This window comes from Flavobacterium fluviatile, from assembly GCF_010645065.1.
GTDB classification, from domain to species: Bacteria; Bacteroidota; Bacteroidia; order Flavobacteriales; family Flavobacteriaceae; genus Flavobacterium; species Flavobacterium fluviatile.
The window spans coordinates 77,210-100,957 of record NZ_JAADZW010000016.1; the positions used below are offsets into that span (position 1 = coordinate 77,210).

The window sequence follows — 23,748 nt, forward strand, 5'->3', positions numbered from 1 at the left end:
ACATGAAGCAAAGACTCAGATAAATTAATTTTGAAGTTCTCTACTTTGTACCTTTGTGACTTTGAACCTTTGCAACTTTAGAAAACAATGACAAAAATAAGTATACTTGGTTGTGGCTGGCTTGGACTTCCTTTAGCAAAAAGACTAATCGAAAAAGGAAATTCAGTAAACGGATCTACAACTTCAGAAAATAAACTTCCGATTTTAAAAGATGCCGGGATAAATCCATTTTTGGTTGCGCTTGAAAGCGAAAGTATCTCTGGAAGCATCAATATGTTTTTAGCGGAAAGCGAAATCCTGATTATTGATATTCCGCCAAAACTGAGGGCAAGCCAAAGTTTCTCGACTCCGCTCGAAATGACATTCGTAAAAAAAATCAAAAACCTGATTCCGTTTGTTGAGAATTCCTCGGTTAAAAAAGTCCTTTTTGTGAGTTCAACTTCAGTTTATGGAGATCATTACGATTTGATAACAGAAGAAACAACTCCAAATCCCGAAACAGAAAGCGGAAAACAGTTGCTTCTGGCAGAGGAAATTTTGCAGAAAAATCAAAATTTCGAAACCACTATTCTGCGCTTTGGCGGACTAATCGGCGAAGATCGTCATCCCGTGACTTCTTTGTCAGGAAAGGAAAACTTAGCAAATGCAGATGCTCCCGTAAATTTGATTCATCAAAAGGACTGCATCGGCATCATCTCAGCAATCATAAACCAATCTAAATGGAATGAAGTTTTCAACGCTGTTGCGCCTTTTCATCCAACCAGAGAAGATTATTATACGCAAAAAGCAAAAGATCAAAACCTGATTTTGCCAAATTTCAGTGCTGAAAAATCGAATATTAGAAAGGTTATTTCAAGTGATAAAATTGAAAATAATTTAAACTATAAATTTCAATTAGAAAATTATTAAAGCGTTATTATGTCAGGCTGAGCGGAGTCGAAGCCCTTTCTGTTTTCATTAGCCTTCGACAAAGTTTATCCTGAGCGAAGCCGAATGGACTCAGGATGACAATTGGGTCAATTAACAGGAAAAAATTAAATGAACTTACATGACTTATATGGTTCAAAAAATATTTGCGAACTTTGCGTATGCCCTTTCGCCTTTGCGGTTAAAAACTAAAATTTATGGAAACAGTTTATATCAATTCGCCTCTGGGAATCACCAAAATCATTGGAGATGAAAACGGTATTTCAGTAATTTCTGTTTCTGATCTGGGTACAACCGAAGTTTCAGAAACTATTCCCGGAGTTTTACAAGAAGCTGTTTCACAACTCAATGAATATTTCGAAGGCAAAAGAACTGATTTCGACTTAAAACTTAATCCACAAGGAACAGAATTTCAAAAAAAAGTCTGGAAAGCCTTACTCGAAATTCCGTACGGAAAAACGGTAAGCTACATGGATCAGACTAAAAAGCTTGGAGATATAAAAGCGATTAGGGCTGTAGCATCGGCAAATGGTAAAAATCCGCTTTGGATTGTAGTTCCCTGCCATCGGGTTATTGGTACAAACGGATCCCTTACTGGTTATGCCGGAGAGATATGGCGTAAAAAATGGCTTTTGGAACATGAAAGCCCAACTGCTCAGCAAAGTTTGTTTTAGAAACAAATAGGAATTGAACGAATTTTCTCTAATTAAATTATTAGATTTGAGTAATTTTCAAATTGTCACATTATCTCATTTTCAAATTTTTCTGAATGATTGAAAAAATAAACCTGAACAACATTTTATTTCTTGATATAGAAACCGTTCCCGAAGAGGAAAATTTCAATTCGCTTGACGCAGAAATGCAGTCACTCTGGGATTTAAAAACACAATACCAGCGAAAAGACGAGTTTACGCCCGAAGAGTTTTACGATCGTGCCGGAATCTGGGCAGAATTTGGAAAAATAATCTGTATTTCCGTTGGGTATTTTACGATTCGCGGTGATATTCGGAATTTTAGGGTAACTTCTTTTTTCGGAGAAGAAAAAAAGATTTTGAAAGACTTTAATAATCTGCTGAACAATCATTTTAATCAGCCGCAGCATCTTTTGTGTGGGCATAATGCTAAGGAATTCGATATTCCGTTTCTCGCACGCCGAATGATTATCAACCAAATTGCAATTCCGGACAAACTGAATTTATTCGGCAAAAAGCCATGGGAAATTCCGCATCTGGATACTTTAGAATTATGGAAGTTTGGCGATTACAAACATTTTACTTCTTTAAAATTGCTGACTAAAATTCTCGGCGTTCCCTCTCCAAAAGGTGATATTGACGGAAGCCAGGTGGCACATGTGTTTTATGTGGAGAAAGATATTGACCGAATTGTAACCTATTGTGAAAAAGATACAATTGCCGTAGCACAGATTTTCCTTCGCTTGCGCAGGGAAGATTTACTCATTGAGGAGGAAATTATTCATGTATAACCGTTGGTGTAATTAGTTTTTGATAATAATTTTTCGTCAGTTCGAGTAATCCCGATTTTTCATCGGGATTGTATCGAGAACAGAAAAGTTATCATTAAAACGGTTCTCGATATATTTTTTGTTCCGTTTCTCTGCACAAAAAACACTCGAACTGACGTTTTAATAATTACAACCAAACGTGTTAATGTATAGTTTTTTCTGAGTTGCAAAGTTTAAATGAACTTACATAACTTATATGGTTTAAAAAAACAAAAGATGACACATCACGAAATTTCAAATCATCGTCTCATTTCTCAAAAGCTTGATAAAACAAATCATAATTCACCCGAAGAAATTGTACAACATCTTGGTGCCATGCAGGCTCAGGATTATGCAATGGCAAAATGGGCGATTGGTTCCCGATGTGATGCTACAGAAAAAGAAATTGAAGATGCTATTAATTCCGGAAAAATAATCCGGACACATATTTTACGTCCCACCTGGCATTTGGTTGCTGCCGAAGATATTTACTGGATGCTTGATGTTTCGGGCCCACAGGTCAAACGTATTATTCTAGCCGAAACCAAAAAATATGGCTGTGACGAAAAAGAATTTGACAAGATCAACTCAGCAATAGAAAAAATACTTGCCGGAAACAATCATTTAACCCGTGAAGAAATCATACAGGAACTTTCTATCAAAAGGTTTTCCAGCGATTACAAGTTAAGTCCTGTTCTGATCATGATGTATGCAGAATTAGATGGCGTAGTCTGCAATGGCAAAATGAAAGGCAAAAAAATGACGTATGCCTTACTGGAAGAAAGAGTTCCTAAACCTCCCACCAAATTAACCCAAGAAGAAGCCTTGGCCAAACTTGCACAACGCTATTTTGAAAGCCGAGGTCCGGCAACAGTCGCAGATTTTTCACACTGGTCGGGTTTTTCTGTAACAATTTGCAAATCTGCCATCAATGCAATTTCGTTACAATTAAATAGTATAACTATTGATAATCATCAATATTGGTTCAAAAAAGAATATTCAAAACCGGATAGTTTTCGCGAAAGCATACATTTCCTTGCAGCTTTTGATGAATATTTAATTTCGTATAAAAACCGTGAATCTTCCATTTTATTAGAACATCAGCCAAAAGCTTTTACCAAAAACGGCATTTTCAAACCGACAATTGTAGAAAACGGAAAAGTTATCGGAACTTGGAAAAGAACATTAAAAAAGATCATATCAAGATTGAAACTGACTTTTTTACTCAGACCGAAATGAGCAAAAAGCAGATTCTTTTTGAAGGGATAAAATCTTTTGAAAAGTATCTGGAAGCGAAAGTTATTATCGAATGAAAAATTAAAAGTGTCAGGCTGAGCGGAGTCGAAGCCCATTAAGGTTAAAAAGCCTTCGACTAAGTTTATCCTGAGCGAAGCCGAATGGACTCAGGGTGACATTATTTCTCCAATTGATCTTTTTCATCAATTTCTCTAATCTACGAAATTGACTTTTGTAATTGTCATTAGAATTGATTTATTACATTTACAAAAATTATAAATTATGGTACTAAGTAGATTTTGGCTTGTCATTTTCATTTCATCGATTGCATTTGTGATTTTCAGTTTGTTTTCCGGCAACAGTTATTCGATTGATAATGTTCTAAATGGGAAAAAAGACGATCCTATTTTAATTTCCGAACAATATATAGATCAGATTCCTGCATTTATCAAAGACAGCATCAATAAATCGGAAGAGAAAACCTTTATCATCAATAGAGACACACTTAATGCTGACACTACTTATGTTTACAAAAATAAAGTGGTTAAGATTTATAGTGGTGTTCAAAAATCGGATGGTTTGTTACCAACGTGCAAAAGCACTTTACTGGATTTGATTTTGCCACTTATTGCCTATTTGGCTTTCTTCTGCGGATTGATGGAATTGCTTATAATTTCGGGAGTGTCTGAAAAACTGGCAAAAGTGTTAAGTCCGGTATTTGTAAAAGTATTTCCAAGCATTCCAAAAAATCATCCTTCTATCTCATACATGACTCTGAATTTTGCCGCTAATTTCTTAGGATTGGATTCGGCTGCAACACCATTCGGATTAAAAGCAATGGAAAGTTTACAGGAAATTAATCCTGAAAAAGACAAAGCCAGCGATGCACAGATTATGTTTATGTGTTTGCATGCATCTGGATTGACGCTGATTGCAACCTCAATTATCGGATACCGTGCTGCCGCAGGAGCTAGTAATCCTGCCGATGTGATGTTGCCTTGTATCATTACTTCATTCATTGGAACTATTGCTGCCTTTTTGATTGTGGGAATCAGACAAAAAATCAACTTCAAAAGTGCTTCTTTAGTTATTGGATTAATGGCTTTGATTGGAGCAATTGTAGGTTTATTAATGTACGTAAATCACTTAGATTTAATTGGTAAAAATTATTTCACCTCTAATCTTTCAGCTTTAATATTGGTCGGAATTATTGTCGCTACTTTGATCTTTTCATTTCTAAAAGAAAAGAAATTTATTGAGGCAGATACTACGGTTTATGAAGCTTTTGTGTCAGGAGCCAATAACGGTGTAAAAACAGGAGTTACCATTTTCCCTTATGTTTTAGGGATGTTAGTAGCGATTTCTTTATTCAGAAACAGCGGATTGTTTGAAATTATCAGCAATGCACTTGGATTTTTCTTTTCGAATATGGGTGTGAATAAAGAAATTGTTGATGCACTTCCGGTAGCTTTGCTAAGACCTTTTAGTTCTGCCGGTTCACGAGGATTTCTGATTGATTCGATGAATACTTTTGGTGCCGATTCTATGACGGGCCGACTAAGCAGTATTTTCCAGTGCAGCGCCGAAAGTACGTTTTATGTAATTGCGGTTTACTTTGGTTCTGTAAATATCAAAAATACTCGTTACGCATTAGGCACAATGCTTTTGGTGGATGTTATATGTGTCATCACAGCGATTTTTGTCGCTAGCTGGTTTTTTTAATTAAACATTAATTGACATTACGCAATTAAACCGGATTTTAATCCGGCCCTACAATATTGAATCGAGCCGATGGCTCTTGTTTTCGGTTTTTAAAATTCCTTAGGAATGAATATGTATTGTAGCGACGGATTTTAATCCGTTGGGACATAAAGCATGTCGTTTAAGTTCCGTAGGAACGGTTCATATAAAACATTTAGTTAACTAATAAAAAGATTAAATGCCAAACACCTATCATCAAATATACATTCAGGCTTTTTTTGCTGTTAAATATCGTGAAGCTGTTATTAACAAAGAATGGAAATCACAATTATTAGGTGTTATCGGAAATTTAATAAATGAAACTGGTTGTAAAACCATCATCGTAAATGGTGTTGAAGATCATGTTCATTGTTTTTTAGGTTTAAAACCTACTGTTACGATTTCGGAATTAATGAAAATCGTAAAAGCAAAATCATCAAAATATATTAACGATCATAATTTAACCAATTCAAGATTTGAGTAATTTAACCGGATTAAAATCCGGCCCTACAATATTGGTCGAGCCGATGGCTCTGTTCTGGGTTTTTAAAGTTTCTTGTGAATGATAAATATTTTAGGGAGTAATAAAATTATGCCGTAATAATTAGATCGAACGATTGACTTTTAATTTATCTTTTAAATTCAGTAGGAATGAATCATATTGTAGCGACGGATTTTAATCCGTTGAAAACAGATTTCGACGTTTCAATAAGTTCCGTAGGAACGGATCATATAATATTTGCAAATTTCAATGAGTTTCATAATCAACAATAAACCCCGAAACACGTATAATTCAAATTCTTTCTTAGGCAAATAATTTTTAACTTTGCCAAAAATAAAGAAATGATTGATTTTATATACCAGGATCCCTATCCTATTTTAAAAGACGAAACCCAATACCGCAAAATTACCTCAGATTTTGTAAAATTAGAACAATTTGGAGATAAAGAAGTTCTTCTTGTTGATCCAAAAGGATTAGAATTACTAGCTGAAGAAGCCTTAACAGATGTTTCGTTTATGTTGAGAACAACACATTTACAAAAACTAAGAAACATTCTGGATGATCCTGAAGCGACAGATAATGATCGTTTTGTAGCATACAATTTACTTCAAAATGCCTCGGTTGCTGCCGAAGGGCAATTGCCAAGCTGTCAGGATACCGGAACGGCAATTGTAATGGCCAAAAAAGGCGAAAGCATTTTTACCGGTGTTGATGACGCTGAATGGCTGAGCAGAGGAATTTTCAATACCTACCAAAAACGTAATTTAAGATATTCGCAGATTGTACCGATTTCAATGTTTGAAGAGAAAAATTCAGGTTCGAATCTTCCGGCACAAATCGATATTTATTCCAAAAAAGGAGCTTCTTATGAGTTTTTATTCATGGCAAAAGGAGGCGGATCTGCCAACAAAACGTATTTATACCAACAAACAAAATCGTTGCTGAATGAAAAATCCCTTGATGCTTTCATTCGTGCAAAAATCAAAGATTTAGGAACTTCTGCCTGTCCTCCTTATCATTTGGCTTTAGTAATTGGCGGAACTTCTGCAGAAGCTACTTTAGCTACTGTTAAAAAAGCATCTGCGGGTTATTTTGATAATCTTCCAACTTCAGGAAACATGGCCGGTCAGGCGTTTCGTGATTTGGAATGGGAAGAGCGTGTTCAGAAAATCTGTCAGGAAAGTGAAATCGGAGCTCAGTTTGGAGGGAAATATTTTACGCACGATGTTCGTGTAATCCGTTTGCCTCGTCACGCAGCTTCCTGCCCGGTTGGATTAGGGGTTTCCTGTTCTGCAGACCGAAATATCAAAGGAAAAATCACTAAAGACGGAATCTTCCTTGAGCAGTTAGAAACGAATCCAAAACAATTTTTACCGGAAACAGCTCCACATCTGGAAGCTCCGGTTGAAATTGACTTAGATCAGCCAATGGCAGATATTTTGGCAAAACTATCACAATACCCAATCAAAACACGTTTGAAACTAAACGGAACTGTTATTGTAGCCCGTGATATCGCCCACGCAAAAATCAAAGAATTATTAGATGCCGGAAAACCAATGCCGGAATATTTTAAAAATCACCCGGTGTATTATGCAGGTCCTGCAAAAACTCCGGAAGGAATGCCTTCAGGAAGTTTTGGACCAACAACAGCCGGACGTATGGACGTGTATGTTGATGAATTCCAGAAACATGGCGGAAGTATGATTATGCTGGCAAAAGGAAACCGTACAAAACAAGTGACGGATGCCTGCAACAAATACGGCGGATTCTATTTGGGTTCAATCGGAGGTCCGGCCGCTATTTTGGCCCAGGACAATATCTTAAAAGTAGAAGTGGTTGATTTTGAAGAATTAGGAATGGAAGCCGTTCGAAAAATAACTGTTAAAGATTTCCCTGCATTTATTATTACAGATGATAAGGGGAATGATTTCTTTGAAAATTTATAATTAACACAAAAATGAAAAAAATCCTGTCAACGAATTCTGTTCAATGACAGGATTTTTTATTTACAAATATTTTCCAATAAATATTATAATTTTTGAGATTACAGCCTAAAACATATTTAATCTTCCATATTCCAATATGAAAGATTAAAATTGGCGAATTTGCGGTATTTTTATGCCTTTAAAAACTCATTTTCTATCTAAACCATGAATCCGTTAATCACTATTTTCAATTCCATTCTTCCTATTTCAGAAGAAGAGCAAACGTTTATGAAGCAGCATTTGTTTACGGAAACCCTGAAAAAAGGCGAAAAATACTGCGAACAGGGCAAAATCTGCACTAAAATCGGTTTTGTTATTGAAGGTGTTTTTAAAGTCATGAAAGTGGATACCGAAGGAAATGAATACATTCCGTACTTTACGAGCGAGGGACACTTTGCTGTTGCAATGGAAAGTTTTTCAGATAAAACGCCTTCGGATGAATCAGTTGTAGCGGTAACAGATTGTACGGTTGTTACAATTACGAGTTCTGCTTTTCACTTATTTGAAAGAGAAATTGTCAACTTTTCGAAAATCATTCATTTATTAAAAGAAAAAGCTTTTATCGAAAAGTTTAAGCTAAAAAGCGAAATGCTTGTCGATGATGCCGAAACCAAATACACCAAACTGTTGCTCAGGCAGCCTTCTATCATTCAGCGCGTTCCGCAGAATCAGATTGCACTATTTCTGGGCATAACGCCACATACATTAAGCAGAATCAGAGCCAAAATCTGATTTCTTGCCTTATGTCAACTTTTTTGTTTTTGCTTACCTCTACTTTTACTTCAGAAAATAGTAAAACAATGAGCAAAGTAAAAAACAAGGTAACCGTGGTTACCGGAGCATCAAAAGGAATTGGTGCTGAAATTGCATTAGAAATGGCGAAAGAAGGAGCCAAAGTAGTTGTAAATTATTTATCAGATAAAAATGCAGCCGAAGCTTTATCAGCAGCAATTTCTGAAAATGGCGGCACAGCAATAACTATTCAGGCTGATGTGACCAAAAGCACAGATGTTCAGAGATTATTTGAAGAAACCCATAAAACATTCGGAAAAATAGATACGCTGATTAATAATGCAGGAGTTTATAAATTTGAACCTTTGGAAATGATTACCGAAGAAGAGTTTCGCCGTCAGTTTGACAGCAATGTTCTGGGTACCCTTTTACCGATTCAGGAAGCTTTGAAATACTTTAGTGAAAATGGCGGAAGCATTGTTAATATCAGTTCAGTTGCCAGCATCAAAGCCACTCCTATGACGGTATTATATTCTGCGACAAAAAGTGCTGTCGATTCTATAACAAGAACATTGTCAAAAGAATTAAGCGGAAAAAAAATCCGTGTGAATTCTATTTTGCCGGGACCAACAGAAACGGCAGGTAATCCCGTTTTAGGAACAGAAATGGAACAATACATTGTAGCCAATACTCCTTTTGGAAGAGTGGGTCAGCCAAAAGACATCTCGAAACTTTCCGTTTTTCTGGCTTCTGATGATGCTTCATGGATTACTGGACAAAAAATAAGTGTTTCGGGAGGGTTTGATTGATTATTATTTGGAATGTATCCAATGTTAGAAGCTATTCCAGCTGTACACTGTATCTTTTGTGGCGAACCCCGCCACAAAAGGATGCCGTTTCCATCTGGGCTAGGGCTTTAGTTTTCAGAAAACGCAAGTCTTTGCGAGGAACGAAAAAAGCATTGTAAACAATTCCGTAAACAAAATCAACAGTCTAGTCGAACTGCTAACGGATGAAAATTGTAGTTAATCCAGAATTTTAATTCCTTTTTTGTATTCTGTTAAACATTTTTTGCCCAATTCTACTTTAGGATTGTAAGTTGTATTCCCTTTTGTAATTGATTTGTTTATATCAATTAATTCAAGTGTTTCTAAGTCAATCAAAATCGTATACCCATAATTTACACTTTCATCAGAAATGTCAAAATTCAGATAATATGGCATAATATCTTTTGAATGATACTAGGAAGCTGATAAGTTCAGTTTCGTATTTTTATTTTGCGCAAAATAGTAATTCATGCATTTTGGGAAAATGACTTCTCTGTTCTTTATTCTCAATGTTTTCTTATTCCAGTCAAATTTTGCTGGATTAAATTGTTTAGGTAAGCCAATTATATTTCCCTTGTTGTCAATTTGTAAGCGTGTATCTTGATGAACTACATCTGTATTGATCAGAAATAGAAATGACATTAAAATAAAAAACATTTTCATTAATAACTATTTGTTTTAGAATTAATCAAATTAAGCTTGCAAATTTAAAACACCATTTCCGGAATTTCCCCCTCAATAATCAAATCAGCTTCGGTTGAAGCAATGATATGTTCGACAGAAGTGCCTGGCGCACGTTCTAAGAGCTTAAAACCTTTTTCTGTTACTTCGAGAACAGCAAGCTCAGTTACGACCATTTTAACGCAGCCTACGCCGGTTAATGGCAAAGTACATTTTTTAAGTATTTTCGATTCTCCTGCTTTGTTAACATGCATCATGGCAACGATGATATTTTCGGCGGAAGCCACCAAATCCATAGCACCTCCCATTCCTTTTACCATTTTACCCGGAATTTTCCAGTTGGCGATATCACCGTTTTCTGAGACTTCCATAGCACCCAGAATTGTCAGATCCACTTTCTGGCTTCGGATCATTCCGAAACTAAAAGCCGAATCAAAGAAACTCGCTCCCGGAAGCGTTGTAATAATTTGTTTTCCCGCATTGATAATATCAGCGTCTTCTTCTCCGGCAAAAGGAAAAGGTCCCATACCCAAAACGCCATTTTCACTTTGAAATTCTACTGAAATATCGTCTCTTACGTAATTCGCCACCAAAGTCGGAATCCCGATACCAAGATTTACAAAGTAGCCGTCTTTTACTTCTTTTGCAATTCGTTTTGCAATATCTTCTTTACTAAGTCCCATATTTAAATGTGTCAATTTGTAAATGTGCCGATTAGTCAATGTGCCAATGAGTCAATTTGATAATGAGTCAATTTGATAATTAGATAATTTTCAAAAATCGTGAAGAATTATCTAATTGCCACATTTTCTAATTTCTAAATCTGCCAATTAGCCAATTTGATAATTAGATAATTTTAAAACACATGTAAAGAATTATCTAATTAACAAATTATCTCATTATCTAATTTTTCTGTCTTACTGTTCGTTGTTCTATTCTCTTCTCAAACTTTTCGCCCTGAAAAATACGCTGTACCATAATTCCCGGAATATGAATTTGATTTGGATCTAAAGTCCCAACCGGAACTAATTCTTCTACCTCTGCAATGGTGATTTTTCCGGCACCGGCCATACAGGCATTGAAGTTTCTGGCTGTACCTTTGAAAATAAGATTTCCGGCTTCATCACCTTTCCATGCTTTTACAATGGCAAAATCGGCTTTGAAGGCTTCTTCCATAATATGCATTTTACCGTTGAATTCACGTACTTCTTTTCCTTCGGCTACTTCGGTTCCGTAACCAGCGGGAGTAAAGAAAGCGGGAATTCCGGCCTGGGCTGCACGGCACTTTTCCGCTAAAGTTCCCTGTGGTGTGAGTTCAACTTCCAGTTCACCTGAAAGCATCTGACGCTCGAATTCGGCATTTTCACCAACATAAGAGGAGATCATCTTTTTGATTTGTTTTTTTTGAAGAAGCAGTCCTAAACCAAAATCATCAACGCCTGCATTATTAGAAATACAGGTTAAATCTGAAATTTGGGTTTTTACTAAGGCTGCAATGGTATTTTCAGGAATTCCGCAAAGACCAAATCCGCCAAACATGATGGTCATTCCAGATTCGATACCTGTTATAGCGTCCTGAACATTGTTTACTTTTTTTGCAATCATAACAAACTGTCTTTATTACTGGGTAATTTTTATAAAAATACCATTTTTAGATTAAATTATAACGATTTCGTAAAACAAAATAGGCTTCAATTAAGTTTATCCTGAGTAAAACCGAATGGGCTCAGCCTGACATTTAATGTTTTAATTTCATCCACTGATATAAATATCAAAAAAAATATCCTTTTGTATTCATCTCAATTTAAGATGGCAACAAAAGGATATTTTATATTCTAAAAAGTTAAAACTATAGTTCGAATTCGTCTGTATTTTGTTCTGTCTGAGTGGTGTCTTTTACAACAGCCGCTGGTCTGCTGTAGCAATCTACTTTGATGGAGAGATTGGCCGGACGCTCAAACTCTGCTTTTGAGACCTGAAGTGCCGGATCTGCATAACATTTTTTCATAAAGTAAGCCCAAACCGGCAATGCAGCAGTAGCACCCTGTCCGTAAGTCAGACTTTTGAAACGCGCTGAACGGTCTTCGCAGCCTACCCAGACTCCGGTAACCAGATTTGGAACCATACCCATAAACCAACCATCAGATTGATTTTGTGTAGTACCTGTTTTACCCGCAATAGGATTCGTAAACATGTATGGATAACCTGTCCAGCGATTGTCTCCGTTACCTCCGCCCTGCGTACGCAAACGCGCACCTGAACCGGTTTCTGTAACCCCCTGCAACAATTTGATTACAGCAAAAGCAATATCTTTGTTTAAAACATCGTGTGATTCCGGAATTGGTTCATAAATGACCTCTCCACTTTTATTTTCGATACGGCTTAAAAACTGAGGTTTTACATACACACCCTGATTGGCGAATGTACTGTAAGCTGCTACCATATCCTCTACAGTAATATCGACTGCACCCAATGCAATTGAAGGCTGTACCGGAATTTCAGTTTTAACACCTAATTTTCTTGTCAGTTCTACAACTGCTTCCGGACTGGTTCTGTCTATCAATTTTGCAGAGACTGTATTGATTGAAGCTGCTAAAGCTTGTTTTAAAGTAACCATTCCGCGATATCTGTAATCAGAGTTTCTTGGCTCCCAATCCTCTGTTACATGATGACGGCCTTTGTGAATCATAAACGGTCCGTCTAAAATTGAATCACAAGGAGACATATTCAATTGCTCAATAGCTGTAGCATAAACGAAAGGTTTAAAAGTAGAGCCTACCTGTCTTGCTCCCTGCCCTACGTGATCGTACTGGAAATATTTATAATTGATTCCGCCAACCCATGCTTTGATTGCACCTGTTTGTGGTTCCATTGCCATTAGACCGGATTGCAAAAAGTGCTTGTAATAACGAATAGAATCCATTGGAGTCATAGTCGTATCGCGCTCACCTTTCCAGGTAAACACACGCATTTTTGTCTTTACTTTAAACGAAGCAATAATATCATCTTCGCTTTTGTCCATTTCTTTCATTTGGGCCCAACGAACAGAATTTTTCATGGCCTGCATCATGATTCTGTCAGTTTCAGCCTGGGTAATATTTACAAAAGGTGCATTTTTATTGGTTTTCATCTCAATAAAAAACTGCTGCTGCAAATTTTTCATGTGTTCAGAAACCGCTTCTTCTGCGTGAGCCTGCATCCTTGAATCGATAGTGGTGTAGATTTTCAGACCATCTTTATAAATATCATAATCTGTTCCGTCAGGTTTTTTGTTGTCAGCCATCCATTTTTTCATGTAATCACGAAGATATTCCCTGAAATAAGTTGCCATACCTTCACGGTGGCTTTCTAATTTGAATTTCAAGGCTATTGGCAGCGCCTTGTATTTATCTTTTTGCGATTCTGTAATCATCTTGGCTTTTACCATTTGACCCAGTACTACATCACGACGGTTTTTAACACCTTCAGGATTACGTAAAGGATTATAGAGAGATGAATTATTAAACATTCCCACCAAAATTGCGGATTCATCTATAGTAAGGTCTTTAGGTTCTTTGGAAAAGTATGTCTGAGCTGCAGAACTTACCCCAACTGCGTAATTTCCGAAATCATAAACGTTGCAGTACATCGCCAGGATTTCATTTTTAGTATATTGTCTTTCCAGTCGGATAGCAATAATCCATTCTTTTATTTTTTGTACTATCCTGAAAGGCAGAAAGCTGGATCCTCCACGATGAAATAACTGTTTTGCCAATTGTTGGGTTATGGTGCTGGCTCCTCCATTAGTTCCAAGAGAAAAAGCAGCACGCAAAGTTCCACGTCCATCAATTCCTGAATGCTCATAAAAACGGGCATCTTCCGTAGCAACCAGAGCATCAACGAGATTTTTTGGCAAATCAGAATATTTAAGCTGTGATCTGTTGGTTTTGAAATACTTCCCAATTACCACTCCGTCAGAAGAAATAATTTCGGTAGCTAAATTAGAATCCGGGTTTTCCAGATCTTCAAAAGAAGGCATGGAGCCAAAAAGTCCCCATGATGCAAATAGAAAGAAGGCCAAAACCCCTAATAATCCATAAGCAAAGATTCTCCAGAATTTTTTTTGATAGTATTTAATATCTTTTGTACTGTTTGTTTGTTTGTTTTTTTTAGCAGCCATAACTATTTCTGATCTTTTTGTTCTATTCTAAAACCTACATCCGTAATACCTTGCAGTTCCTGGACTCCCGGAATTTTTCCGGATTGTCTGACGGCTTGTTTGATATGTACCTTGTATTTACCTCTAAACCTGACGTTTTCTTTTAAATAGAGTTTGCTTTCTTTAATATCTGAAAAACCGTTTCCTAAAAGTGTTCCGTCAGGATTGGCCATTTGATATTCAAGTGTATCGACTTTTGTAAATCCGTTTGGCATTTCAATGGCTACAATTAAAAATAAATTACTGAACGGATAATTGTTGTTATCCCTCAAATTTACAAATAAATCGTATCGTTTTGTAGAATCTAAAACCGGCAGATCAAAGGTTACAATACTGTCTTTATGCCAGGCACTTCCAACAGATTTGTACTCATCAAATACTCTTTTTTTATCACACGAAAAAAGAAGTATAGCTGCCAAAAGAAGAATTCCGCTATTTTTTATTCTCATTTTTAGTAATAATTATAGGTTTTCTTGGTTCAGCTGGTTTACTTTCGTTTGAATGTGGTTTGTTTGGATTGTTTTTTGAATTATGCTTTTTCTTATGATTCTGCTTATTTAGTTTGTTCACATTACCGCCATTATTCGGATTATTATTTCCGGCAGCTTTAGCATTATTAGTGTTTTTTTCCTGCTGAGGTTTCTGCGGTGCGAGAACAGTAGCTTCAGCATTTTGTTTACGCTTGCGGTTTGGTTTTTTCTTCTTTTTAGGCTGATCAAAACGGGTTAAACTTTCCTGTCCCATTGCATTATTGAAGTCTTTTTCGGGTTCTGAAGTCACTTCGATAGCGAAATCTTCCAAAGAAGAAACCTTGTTTTTCTGTTTGTTTTCGGCAATAATTTCTTTTACCTGATCAATTTTCAATACATGCCAGTTTGCAAAGTTATTTGTGTAAGCAAACCACATTAATCCTTTAAAAATATCCTGTTTCTGGCAAACTGCATCTCCTTTTTCCGTAATCAGTTTGGTGTCATAATCCGGAAAATCTTTTAATGCGTCCATGTAAGTATCTAACTCATAGTTTAGACAGCATTTTAATTTTCCGCATTGTCCGGCTAATTTTTGAGGATTCAGGGATAATTGCTGGTAACGGGCCGCCGATGTATTGACACTTCTAAAATCTGTCAGCCAGGTAGAACAGCATAGTTCACGGCCGCAGGAACCTATTCCACCTAAACGGGCTGCTTCCTGACGGAAACCAACCTGTTTCATTTCGACTCTGGTACTGAACTCCTTAGCAAAATCTTTAATCAGCATCCTAAAATCTACACGATCATTTGCCGTGTAATAAAATGTTGCTTTTGATCCGTCTCCCTGAAATTCAATATCCGAAATTTTCATTTCCAGCTTATGCTGAATTGCCAGTTCTCGTGCACGAACTTTCATTGGTTCTTCACGATCACGTGCTACCGACCAGATATCAATATCTTTTTGGGATGCTTTTCTGTAAATTTTTGGGACTTCATTACTGTCAGGGTTCACCCCTTTTTTCTTCATTTGAATTTTTACCAATTCGCCAGTCAAAGTAACAATTCCGATATCATGTCCCGGTGATGCAACAGTAGCTACAATATCACCAATACTTAAAGTTAATTTCTCTGAATTTCTAAAGAATTCCTTGCGTCCGTTTTTAAAACGAACCTCAACACAATCAAAAAGCGCCTCTCCATTAGCCGGGCTCATGTTCGAAAGCCAGTCAAAAACCGTTAATTTATTGCAGCTGTCGGTACCGCAAGTCCCATTATTTTTACAACCCTTTGGTGCGCCGCCATCTGAGGTTGAACAACTTGTACATGCCATAATTATATATGTAGTGTTGCAAAAGTGCAACTTAAGTTCATAAACGTTTGATCGGTAAAGATAGTATTTTTTTTAGTTTGCGTTTTATGGATTAAAACTAATGGTTTGTTAAATAAAAAAAACCTATTCTGTTTGAAGCAAAATAGGCTATTGAGGTTTTTAGTTTGTTATTTTAGTTTTTTTATTTCTTTGTCAAAATCAGAAATGATTTTTTGCGTTTTATTGAATACACCATATTCAATTATTGCTTTTTTATCTGCCCGAATTTTAGAAATTTTCCCTTTTCCTTCCAGAATTTTATAATCGTTAAAGGTGAGAAATTTGTTGACACTTTCTGATAATTGGCTCATTGTGAAAGTATTTTGTCTTTCGATTAATCCTTCTATATAATCAAAATATCCTGTTACTGTACGTTCCAATTGTTTGATTTCTTTTTCTTCCAAATAATTTTTAGCAACCACTACATCTGATTTTAAAACCCGTCCGTTTGGGCTGTTTTTCCATGTTGTTAATCCCATGTTTTCTTTTTGAGCATCAGCTGTTTTAAAGATGATTTCTGCAGCTGTTTTGCCTGTTATTGCAAAATGAAATTTGTTTTGAATGCTTGCATAGAAATCTTTAGTTATTTCAGAATTGCTGTCATAATCAATACTGCACTCCGCAAAAATATCGGTTACTTGCTGATAAATTCTTCTTTCGCTCGCTCGAATCGAACGAATTCTTTGCAATAATTCTTTAAAATAATCTTTACCAAAAATGGTCTGACCTTGTTTTAAACGATTGTCGTCTAAAACAAACCCTTTGATAATGTATTCTTTTAAAGTTTGAGTAGCCCAGATACGAAATTGTGTGGCTTTTGTTGAATTTACTCTGTAACCAACAGAAATTATGGCATCGAGACTATAATGTTTAACCTTATAAGTTTTGCCATCTGATGCAGTTGTCGAGAAAACCTCGGTAACTGAATTTTCTTCTAACTCATTACTTTCAAAAATATTTTTTAAATGCAATGAAACGTTATCAGTGCTGCAATCGAATAATATTCCCATCGCTTTTTGCGAAAGCCATACGGATTCATTTTGAAGCAAAACATCAACACGAATTTCTCCGCTTGGTGCTGTGTATAATATAAATTTTTTAGAATCCTCGTTCATAATATCGCGATATGCATTTTAACAAATATAACTATTGGATGCTAAAAAAACCTATTTTGCATGACACAAAACAGGTTTTTTAAAAGTAAGTATAGAATAGAATTATCCTAAAATCTTATATATTTTATCAGACAATCTAATTCTGAACGGCACTTCAAAAGTAACTCTGTCCCCAATTTTAGCAGATTGATTTTCAGCTCCGTTTACAATTAATTTTTCTAAAACTAATTCTTCCTCCCCTGTTGTCGGTCCTGAAATCAGGATTTTGTCACCTGCATTCAGTTCACCATTTTCAACCGTAAATTGTCCAACTTTCGCTTTTACGTAATAGTGTTCTGCTTTTCCAAGCAATACTTTTTTGACTTTTACTTTTTGACGAATATCAGCAGGCTTTTGTGCAGCAGCCAAAACAGTATCTGTTAGTTCACCTGAATGTTTGAATTTTAAATTTTCTGATTTTCCTTTTCTGAAAACCTTATTTCCAACCTGCTTTCCTGCTCTTAATCTTACCTGATCTACCAAAGGCATATTTACAACTTCCAGACACTCTGCAGAACAGCAGTTTTGCATAGCCGCTTTACATTCATCACACTGAATAAACAATAAATGACAGCCGTCGTTCTCACAATTGGTATGATTATCACATGGTTTTCCGCACTGGTGGCATTGTGAGATAATATCATCAGTGATTCTTTCTCCAAGACGGTTATCAAATACAAAGTTTTTTCCGATGAATTTGCTTTCTAAACCCTCTTCTTTAAGCTGTTTCGCGTAGTTGATAATTCCGCCCTCTAATTGATATACATTTTTGAATCCCTGGTGTTTGAAATAAGCGCTTGCTTTCTCACAGCGAATACCTCCGGTACAATACATGACCAGATTTTTATCTTCTTTATGATTTTGAAGCTGCTCGTTGATGATGGGCAAACTTTCCCTAAATGTTTCTACATCGGGAGTGATGGCTCCCTTAAAATGCCCCACTTCACTTTCGTAATGGTTTCTAAAATCCACTACAATTGTATTTGGATCATCAAGAATTTCATTAAATTCCTTAGCTTTAAGGTGAACGCCTATGTTGGTTACATCAAAAGTTTCATCATTTAAACCGTCGGCAACAATTTTGTCGCGAACTTTAATGGTTAATTTTAAAAAGGAATGGTCATCATGTTCTACTGCTTCGTTCAAACGGATGCCTTTCATGAAATCATATACTTCAAGAGTGCTTCTAAAAGCTTCCAGATTTTCTTCGGGAATACTCATTTGAGCATTTATTCCTTCGGTGGCAACGTAAATTCGGCCTAAGGCATCGAGCTTGTTCCAGGCTAGAAATAAATCATCGCGAAATTTTTTGGGATTCTGAATTTTGGCATACGCATAGAAAGACAACGTTAGTCGTTGTTTACCGGCATCATCGATCATGATGGCTCTTTCTTCTGCGCTTAAGGTGTTGTACAGTTGCATGCTATAAACAGTTTAAGTTTAGAAATTTTTTCGAGTGGCAAAGGTAAGGAAAAAGGCTCAAAGCGGCAAAGCTTCTAAGGTTCTAAGTTTTTTGACTTTTATCCATAAAAAAAGCACCCGACGGTGCTTTTCAAAATCTTAGTCGCTTTGTTACTTTGAACCTCTGTCTGTCCCTAAAACCTTAGAAACTTAGTGTCTCAGCAACTTAGAAGCTTAAGAATTAACAGAACTCGTTAAAAGCGTCCTGCAAATTCTCAGCAATCATTTCAGCAGGACGTCCTTCAATATGGTGACGCTCTAACATATGAACTAATTCTCCGTTTTTGAACAAAGCCATAGATGGCGAAGATGGAGGAAAAGGAAACATGTGCTGTCTTGCAGCATCAACAGCTTCTTTGTCAACACCAGCGAAAACTGTAATTAAGTGATCCGGTTTTTTAGCACCTTCTAAACTCATTTTTGCTCCCGGACGTGCGTTTCTTGCCGCACAACCACAAACAGAGTTCACAACTACTAAGGTGGTACCTTCAGCTTTTATAGCGTTATCTACAGCTTCTGCACTATGTAAATCTTGAAAACCCGCAGCTGTCAATTCAGCCTGCATTGGTTTTACCATTTCTTCTGGATACATATTTTTTATTTTTAAATTTTACTTTTGATTTTGCAAAGTTACAAAGTTTACACGCAACTAGTTAATTTGAAGTATAAAGTTTTGTTATAGTTGGATTGCTATTTACTGGTTCGGAAATTGCACGCAGATTTAACAGATTTAACAGATTTTGCAGATAAATGCAGATCTTTTTACAAACTTTCCGCCAATGATACAAACAAATCTGCTTAAATCTGCAATAATCTGCGTGAAACAAAAATCGTTTTACATAAAAATCCTGCAGAATAAAGCTTTTATAAACGCAATTTTTGGACATTTTAAAATCACTTTTAAATCTTCAGTTAGAGTTGTTTCTTCATCCAAAAATTTAAAAATTAATTTTGGATTCCCCTTTTTGAATAATGAAGAAAAAATAGAACTTCCCAGTTCATTATGGCGATACAAAATATCCAAAAGCAATAAATCATAAAACCAGAATCTGCTTTTTTTATGAAACAATTTCATACTGAGCCGCGAAGTATCATTTTGAAGAAATTCGACCAATTTGGTTGATTTTTTATCTGAATTTCTAAACGTATAACCTGTACTTGCTTTGGTCCAGCCGCCCGCAGTTCCTATATTCAGCACTCTTTTTGTATTCTTTTTCCAAAATGGAAAGCATGTCATTGGGATACTTCCTTGTTCCTTTTCAACTATTTGATACTGATCAGCGCCTAAATTTCTTAAGTAAATCTGAATCTCATTTTCGTATTCTTCTTTTGAAAGCAAATTTTCAGAAAACAGCGTATATTCGATCAAAGCTTGAGTTTTAGAAGTTGGCAAAACATACATAAAACGCGTATTTCCTCTCTGTTCAACAGAAAAATCCATGAAAGTGGCTTGTTCCGGATTAAAAACTTCCTTATCCGTTTTTACAAACCAGCCCACAAAATGCTGCTGCAAAACGGGATATTTCGATTGACTTTCGGCGAATGCCTTCGTATAAATGCTGTTGAACAGGTAATTACAAGTATATCTGTTCTTTTCTGTACCGATAAAAACGTGGCTTTCGAGTTCATTGATGTCGGTTACTTTTTCATTTAGAAAAGTAATATAGGAATGCTTTGAAAGTTTATCAAAAACAAAGTTATAAAAATCTATTCCCCGAATTTGATTGTATTGATAAGGTTTTAAATCTAATTCTCTTCGGAAATTTTCATTGGCAAATAATGCCGAGTCCCATTTTTTGGAAATAATCGAATGCCATAAAGTCTCTTCTTTTGCCCAAAAACACCAGGTCCTGTCATTGGTTTTCTTTGCATTCTCATCCAACAGCAAAATTAATTTGTCTGTAAACTTTCCGGACAATACCATTTTGTAAACGGTCATCAATGAAGACAGCCCTGTTCCGGTAAAAATGTAGTCGAAATGTTGGATTTGCGAAGAATTCATCCTCAAAAATACGGAAATTTATTCTTTCAATTTTTCTAAAAGCTGCTTGAAATCTCCAGGACTAAGGTAATTGCTGTATTGCAGAATAATTTCATTTTGCTCATTCAAAACACACAAAACCGGATATACAATTTGATTGTTTAATGTTCCGAGTTGCAAAGCCAGTTCATGAACGCCTACATTATTTCCTGTAGGCTGAAATTTAAATGTTTGCTTGTTAAAAGTAATATCTCTTTTTTCCTCAGCATTAAAATCAATAAAATAGAAATTAGAGTTCAAGCTTTCAATTATTTCATTGTTTTTGAAAGTTGTGCTTTTCATTCGCTGACAATACTGACACCAGTCGGTATGGATGAAAACGATTGTTTTTCGCTTTTGGATTTGTTGTAAACCGTCAATTTCTTCAAAGGTTCTGTTTTTAAGCTGGCAGAACCCGTTTGAAGTAATTCCAAGAAAGAAGATAAGTAACGATAGCTTTTTCATTTGCATTTAGTTTTTGCAACAGATTAAGAACGATTTTAAAAAGGTTGCCACGAATTACACGAATTTACACAAATTAAATTCGAGAAAATTCGTGTAATTCGTGGCAAAAAAATCTTTTTATAATCTATGACCCGAGATAGCGAACGAGGAAGCAAATCTGTGGCCTAATTATTTATCTAAAATTATAACGCAACCCAAAAAAACCACGAATCGTCTGATTTTGCCCGTAAACATAAGTCGTATCAAAAGTCAAACCGTACGGATTATCAGGTGTTACCATTACTTTTCCGGCAGAATTATATTGCACATTTTTATCAAAAGGATCATTAGTTCTTGCAATCAAAAACGGATTGTTCTGTTTTGGGGTAAAGTTCAATAAATTTTTAATACCTGCATATATTTCAAAATCTTTCCATCCCGAATAGGTAAACTGAATATTTTGAATACTATACCAGGGCGATTCCGGATTTCTTGGGTCGTATTCACTCAGCAAAGGGAGTTTCATTGGGCTGTACACATTTCCGGTGTAATCCAGTAATAAATTCCAAGGCTGTATTTTATAGGAGACACTCCAGGTTCCTGTGAAATTTTCAGTCAAGAATGGTCTTTCTGAAATTCCGTTTTCGACATTTTTATTATCCAAAACCGTGGCACCAAGAATAAATTTTAATCCATTTGTAAAATTCACATCAACATTGGTACTAATTCCCTGACTGACAGCATAACCATTAATATTATCGTAAATAATCTTGTTTGGGTCACTTTCGTAATCTGAAACGATTTTATTACTGAATCTGGTATAAAAAGCCGTTGTTTCGATTCCCATAAAAGTTCCGTTGCCAAAATTAATTTTCTGAATATAATTTAAATTGACATTTACAGAACGTTCCGGCTTCAAATCATTCTCAATCACAACATCTCTTGAACCTGTAAGCGCTGCATGATCTTCAGTAAATAAATTCACAACCCTGAAACCTGTTCCTGCATTTAGCCTAAAAATCGTGTTTTCATTTGCTTTGAACCGATACGCCAATCTTGGTGTGAAAATAGATCCGTGAATCGAGTTGTAATCGTAACGCGCTCCAAGCAAAACCTGACTTTTGGGAGAAAATGTAATTTCGTCCTGAACAAAAACTCCGGGAAGCCATGTATTTTCAGCTTCTCTGGTTGCAGGAGTATTGTCGTTGTAATACGTATAACGACCGGCTATTCCTGCCAGTAAATCATTTCTGCCTAATTTTTTATCCCAGGTTAATTGCAAAAAACCAATTTTCTGATTAGCGATATAGGATGTAGTTCCGTAACGGCTGTCCTGATAATGTACGTTTCCGGAGAACGAAAGCATTAATTTTTCTTCAAATGGCAATTGGTAACTTGCTATTAATTCGCCGCGTTTTGTATAAATACTTTCGCCATAGATTTCATCCCCTCCACGGTATTGCTTTTCCCAGCGCACATCTCCGCCCCAGCGATCTTCATACATTCCGCGGACTGCGATAGTAAATAACCGATTCTTATTTCGCTGAAAACTCCATTTATTAAAAACCGAAATCCGTTCTGAAAGCGTTACATCGGTAAAATTATCGTGGTCTTTATCGATGACCTGATCATAATTGAAGTAATTTACGCCTAAAATTGAAATGGCTTTTTCTCCGGCATTCAACTTCATTCCTAAATCGAGATTGCTTTCGAAATAAGTAGTTGTAAAATAATCAGCAGAAAAAACCGGAGCATTTAATGCATTCTTAGTTATAATATTAATTAATCCGCCAACTGCTTCACTTCCATACAAAGAAGATGCCGGGCCTTTTACGATTTCAATTCGTTCTACCAGTGAATTAGGAATTCCGGATAATCCGTAAACTGTCGAAAGACTGCTCACAATTGGCATTCCATCTATTAAAACTAAAGTATAAGGTCCTTCTAAACCGTTTATGTGAATATCGCCTGTGTTACAAACGCCGCAATTGAGCTGTGGGCGCACTCCATTGATGTTTTGTAGCGCATCATAAATGCTTGGCGTTGGATTCTTTTTGAAAAAAACCGGTGAATACACCTCAACGGGAACAGCACTTTCCAGTCGTTTGACTGGTTTTAAAGTTCCGGAAACCACAACTTCATTCAATTCGTTTTTGTCTTCGTGCAATTCAAAATTCAAAATCAGATCCTGTTCGTCCCCAATCGAAATTTTCTGGGTTTGTGGTTTGAAACCAGTCGAGGTCACTTGTATTTTGTAAGTGCCTTTCGGAATATTTTGAAGTTGGTAAAACCCTAAGGAATCGGTTTGGGTTTTAAAGTCTGTATTCAATAAACGAATAGTACTTTCCTGATTAGCAGAAAATGAACGTTCTACTTTTCCGGAAATATTTTGAGCAAAAATGCTTTTAGCTGAAATTATTAATATTGTCAAAAATAAATATTTCATTATTTTAAAATTAAATTTAGACAAAACTAAAAATTAAATTTGATATACAATTATT

The 23,748-nt window shown here is 36.0% G+C and carries 21 protein-coding genes and 1 pseudogene; 10 read left to right on the plus strand and 12 right to left on the minus strand.

What is annotated here, in order from left to right; translation table 11 throughout:
* Nucleotides 1–87 precede the first annotated feature (87 nt).
* From GXM17_RS15155 to GXM17_RS15195, 10 genes and pseudogenes are all read left to right on the plus strand, one after another.
* Nucleotides 88–909, plus strand: coding sequence for an SDR family oxidoreductase (locus tag GXM17_RS15155; protein WP_163400168.1), 822 nt, complete (start codon nucleotides 88–90; stop codon nucleotides 907–909).
* Between the two features lie 215 nt (nucleotides 910–1,124).
* A complete protein-coding gene (locus GXM17_RS15160) occupies nucleotides 1,125–1,601 on the plus strand; it encodes a methylated-DNA--[protein]-cysteine S-methyltransferase (protein WP_163400169.1) in 477 nt (158 codons plus the stop codon).
* Between the two features lie 95 nt (nucleotides 1,602–1,696).
* Complete coding sequence (locus tag GXM17_RS15165; protein ID WP_163400170.1) at nucleotides 1,697–2,410, plus strand: 3'-5' exonuclease; 714 nt, start codon at nucleotides 1,697–1,699, stop codon at nucleotides 2,408–2,410.
* Between the two features lie 255 nt (nucleotides 2,411–2,665).
* Entirely contained in the window at nucleotides 2,666–3,667 is a 1,002-nt protein-coding gene (locus tag GXM17_RS15170) for a winged helix DNA-binding domain-containing protein (RefSeq protein WP_244307412.1), read from the plus strand.
* A gap of 279 nt (nucleotides 3,668–3,946) precedes the next feature.
* Nucleotides 3,947–5,386 (plus strand): nucleoside recognition domain-containing protein, encoded by a 1,440-nt coding sequence (locus tag GXM17_RS15175; RefSeq protein WP_163400171.1) that lies wholly within the window; start codon nucleotides 3,947–3,949, stop codon nucleotides 5,384–5,386.
* Nucleotides 5,387–5,603: 217 nt separating this feature from the next.
* A pseudogene (gene tnpA / locus GXM17_RS15180) lies at nucleotides 5,604–5,885 on the plus strand (IS200/IS605 family transposase); the annotation flags it as partial.
* A 170-nt stretch (nucleotides 5,886–6,055) separates the two neighbouring features.
* Complete coding sequence (locus GXM17_RS21910) at nucleotides 6,056–6,178, plus strand: hypothetical protein (RefSeq protein WP_280115304.1); 123 nt, start codon at nucleotides 6,056–6,058, stop codon at nucleotides 6,176–6,178.
* Nucleotides 6,179–6,247: 69 nt separating this feature from the next.
* Complete coding sequence (locus GXM17_RS15185; protein WP_163400172.1) at nucleotides 6,248–7,852, plus strand: fumarate hydratase; 1,605 nt, start codon at nucleotides 6,248–6,250, stop codon at nucleotides 7,850–7,852.
* 204 nt (nucleotides 7,853–8,056) lie between these two features.
* Complete coding sequence (locus GXM17_RS15190) at nucleotides 8,057–8,623, plus strand: Crp/Fnr family transcriptional regulator (RefSeq protein ID WP_163400173.1); 567 nt, start codon at nucleotides 8,057–8,059, stop codon at nucleotides 8,621–8,623.
* A 68-nt stretch (nucleotides 8,624–8,691) separates the two neighbouring features.
* Nucleotides 8,692–9,432, plus strand: coding sequence for an SDR family NAD(P)-dependent oxidoreductase (locus tag GXM17_RS15195; protein WP_163400174.1), 741 nt, complete (start codon nucleotides 8,692–8,694; stop codon nucleotides 9,430–9,432).
* Between the two features lie 216 nt (nucleotides 9,433–9,648).
* Here GXM17_RS15195 and GXM17_RS15200 read toward each other — a convergent pair whose 3' ends face one another.
* From GXM17_RS15200 to GXM17_RS15255, 12 genes are all read right to left on the minus strand, one after another.
* Nucleotides 9,649–9,846 carry a hypothetical protein gene (locus tag GXM17_RS15200; RefSeq protein WP_163400175.1) on the minus strand — a complete coding sequence of 66 codons (198 nt, stop codon included), beginning with the start codon at nucleotides 9,844–9,846 and terminating at the stop codon, nucleotides 9,649–9,651.
* A gap of 311 nt (nucleotides 9,847–10,157) precedes the next feature.
* A complete protein-coding gene (locus tag GXM17_RS15205) occupies nucleotides 10,158–10,814 on the minus strand; it encodes a CoA transferase subunit B (protein WP_163400176.1) in 657 nt (218 codons plus the stop codon).
* 220 nt (nucleotides 10,815–11,034) lie between these two features.
* The gene (locus GXM17_RS15210) at nucleotides 11,035–11,736 is read right to left on the minus strand and encodes a CoA transferase subunit A (protein ID WP_163400177.1); all 702 of its coding nucleotides are present in this window, start codon (nucleotides 11,734–11,736) and stop codon (nucleotides 11,035–11,037) included.
* Between the two features lie 244 nt (nucleotides 11,737–11,980).
* Nucleotides 11,981–14,290 carry a penicillin-binding protein 1A gene (locus tag GXM17_RS15215; protein WP_163400178.1) on the minus strand — a complete coding sequence of 770 codons (2,310 nt, stop codon included), beginning with the start codon at nucleotides 14,288–14,290 and terminating at the stop codon, nucleotides 11,981–11,983.
* Between the two features lie 2 nt (nucleotides 14,291–14,292).
* A complete protein-coding gene (locus GXM17_RS15220) occupies nucleotides 14,293–14,778 on the minus strand; it encodes a gliding motility lipoprotein GldH (protein WP_163400179.1) in 486 nt (161 codons plus the stop codon).
* A complete protein-coding gene (locus GXM17_RS15225; protein ID WP_163400180.1) occupies nucleotides 14,762–16,129 on the minus strand; it encodes a PSP1 domain-containing protein in 1,368 nt (455 codons plus the stop codon). The genes GXM17_RS15220 and GXM17_RS15225 overlap by 17 nt, the downstream gene beginning before the upstream one ends.
* A 167-nt stretch (nucleotides 16,130–16,296) precedes the next feature.
* Entirely contained in the window at nucleotides 16,297–17,283 is a 987-nt protein-coding gene (locus GXM17_RS15230) for a virulence RhuM family protein (protein WP_163400181.1), read from the minus strand.
* A 102-nt stretch (nucleotides 17,284–17,385) separates the two neighbouring features.
* Nucleotides 17,386–18,744, minus strand: a complete 1,359-nt coding sequence (trhO, locus tag GXM17_RS15235; protein WP_163400182.1) for an oxygen-dependent tRNA uridine(34) hydroxylase TrhO — start codon at nucleotides 18,742–18,744, stop codon at nucleotides 17,386–17,388.
* A 220-nt stretch (nucleotides 18,745–18,964) separates the two neighbouring features.
* Entirely contained in the window at nucleotides 18,965–19,375 is a 411-nt protein-coding gene (locus GXM17_RS15240) for a BrxA/BrxB family bacilliredoxin (protein ID WP_089053444.1), read from the minus strand.
* Nucleotides 19,376–19,618: 243 nt separating this feature from the next.
* On the minus strand, nucleotides 19,619–20,785 hold the full coding sequence (locus tag GXM17_RS15245) for a lycopene cyclase family protein (RefSeq protein ID WP_163400183.1): 1,167 nt from the start codon (nucleotides 20,783–20,785) through the stop codon (nucleotides 19,619–19,621).
* An 18-nt stretch (nucleotides 20,786–20,803) separates the two neighbouring features.
* Nucleotides 20,804–21,268: a thioredoxin family protein gene (locus GXM17_RS15250; RefSeq protein ID WP_163400184.1), complete on the minus strand. Its 465-nt coding sequence runs from the start codon at nucleotides 21,266–21,268 to the stop codon at nucleotides 20,804–20,806.
* 172 nt (nucleotides 21,269–21,440) lie between these two features.
* Complete coding sequence (locus tag GXM17_RS15255; RefSeq protein ID WP_163400185.1) at nucleotides 21,441–23,693, minus strand: TonB-dependent receptor; 2,253 nt, start codon at nucleotides 23,691–23,693, stop codon at nucleotides 21,441–21,443.
* Between the last annotated feature and the right edge of the window lie 55 nt (nucleotides 23,694–23,748).

Coding starts and splice junctions, on each gene's coding strand:
- GXM17_RS15155 (WP_163400168.1), top strand. CDS start 88: ATGACAAAAATAAGTATACTTGGTTGTGGCTGGCTTGGACTTCCTTTA.
- GXM17_RS15160 (WP_163400169.1), top strand. CDS start 1,125: ATGGAAACAGTTTATATCAATTCGCCTCTGGGAATCACCAAAATCATT.
- GXM17_RS15165 (WP_163400170.1), top strand. CDS start 1,697: ATGATTGAAAAAATAAACCTGAACAACATTTTATTTCTTGATATAGAA.
- GXM17_RS15170 (WP_244307412.1), top strand. CDS start 2,666: ATGACACATCACGAAATTTCAAATCATCGTCTCATTTCTCAAAAGCTT.
- GXM17_RS15175 (WP_163400171.1), top strand. CDS start 3,947: ATGGTACTAAGTAGATTTTGGCTTGTCATTTTCATTTCATCGATTGCA.
- GXM17_RS21910 (WP_280115304.1), top strand. CDS start 6,056: ATGAATCATATTGTAGCGACGGATTTTAATCCGTTGAAAACAGATTTC.
- GXM17_RS15185 (WP_163400172.1), top strand. CDS start 6,248: ATGATTGATTTTATATACCAGGATCCCTATCCTATTTTAAAAGACGAA.
- GXM17_RS15190 (WP_163400173.1), top strand. CDS start 8,057: ATGAATCCGTTAATCACTATTTTCAATTCCATTCTTCCTATTTCAGAA.
- GXM17_RS15195 (WP_163400174.1), top strand. CDS start 8,692: ATGAGCAAAGTAAAAAACAAGGTAACCGTGGTTACCGGAGCATCAAAA.
- GXM17_RS15200 (WP_163400175.1), bottom strand. CDS start 9,846: ATGCCATATTATCTGAATTTTGACATTTCTGATGAAAGTGTAAATTAT.
- GXM17_RS15205 (WP_163400176.1), bottom strand. CDS start 10,814: ATGGGACTTAGTAAAGAAGATATTGCAAAACGAATTGCAAAAGAAGTA.
- GXM17_RS15210 (WP_163400177.1), bottom strand. CDS start 11,736: ATGATTGCAAAAAAAGTAAACAATGTTCAGGACGCTATAACAGGTATC.
- GXM17_RS15215 (WP_163400178.1), bottom strand. CDS start 14,290: ATGGCTGCTAAAAAAAACAAACAAACAAACAGTACAAAAGATATTAAA.
- GXM17_RS15220 (WP_163400179.1), bottom strand. CDS start 14,778: ATGAGAATAAAAAATAGCGGAATTCTTCTTTTGGCAGCTATACTTCTT.
- GXM17_RS15225 (WP_163400180.1), bottom strand. CDS start 16,129: ATGGCATGTACAAGTTGTTCAACCTCAGATGGCGGCGCACCAAAGGGT.
- GXM17_RS15230 (WP_163400181.1), bottom strand. CDS start 17,283: ATGAACGAGGATTCTAAAAAATTTATATTATACACAGCACCAAGCGGA.
- trhO (WP_163400182.1), bottom strand. CDS start 18,744: ATGCAACTGTACAACACCTTAAGCGCAGAAGAAAGAGCCATCATGATC.
- GXM17_RS15240 (WP_089053444.1), bottom strand. CDS start 19,375: ATGTATCCAGAAGAAATGGTAAAACCAATGCAGGCTGAATTGACAGCT.
- GXM17_RS15245 (WP_163400183.1), bottom strand. CDS start 20,785: ATGAATTCTTCGCAAATCCAACATTTCGACTACATTTTTACCGGAACA.
- GXM17_RS15250 (WP_163400184.1), bottom strand. CDS start 21,268: ATGAAAAAGCTATCGTTACTTATCTTCTTTCTTGGAATTACTTCAAAC.
- GXM17_RS15255 (WP_163400185.1), bottom strand. CDS start 23,693: ATGAAATATTTATTTTTGACAATATTAATAATTTCAGCTAAAAGCATT.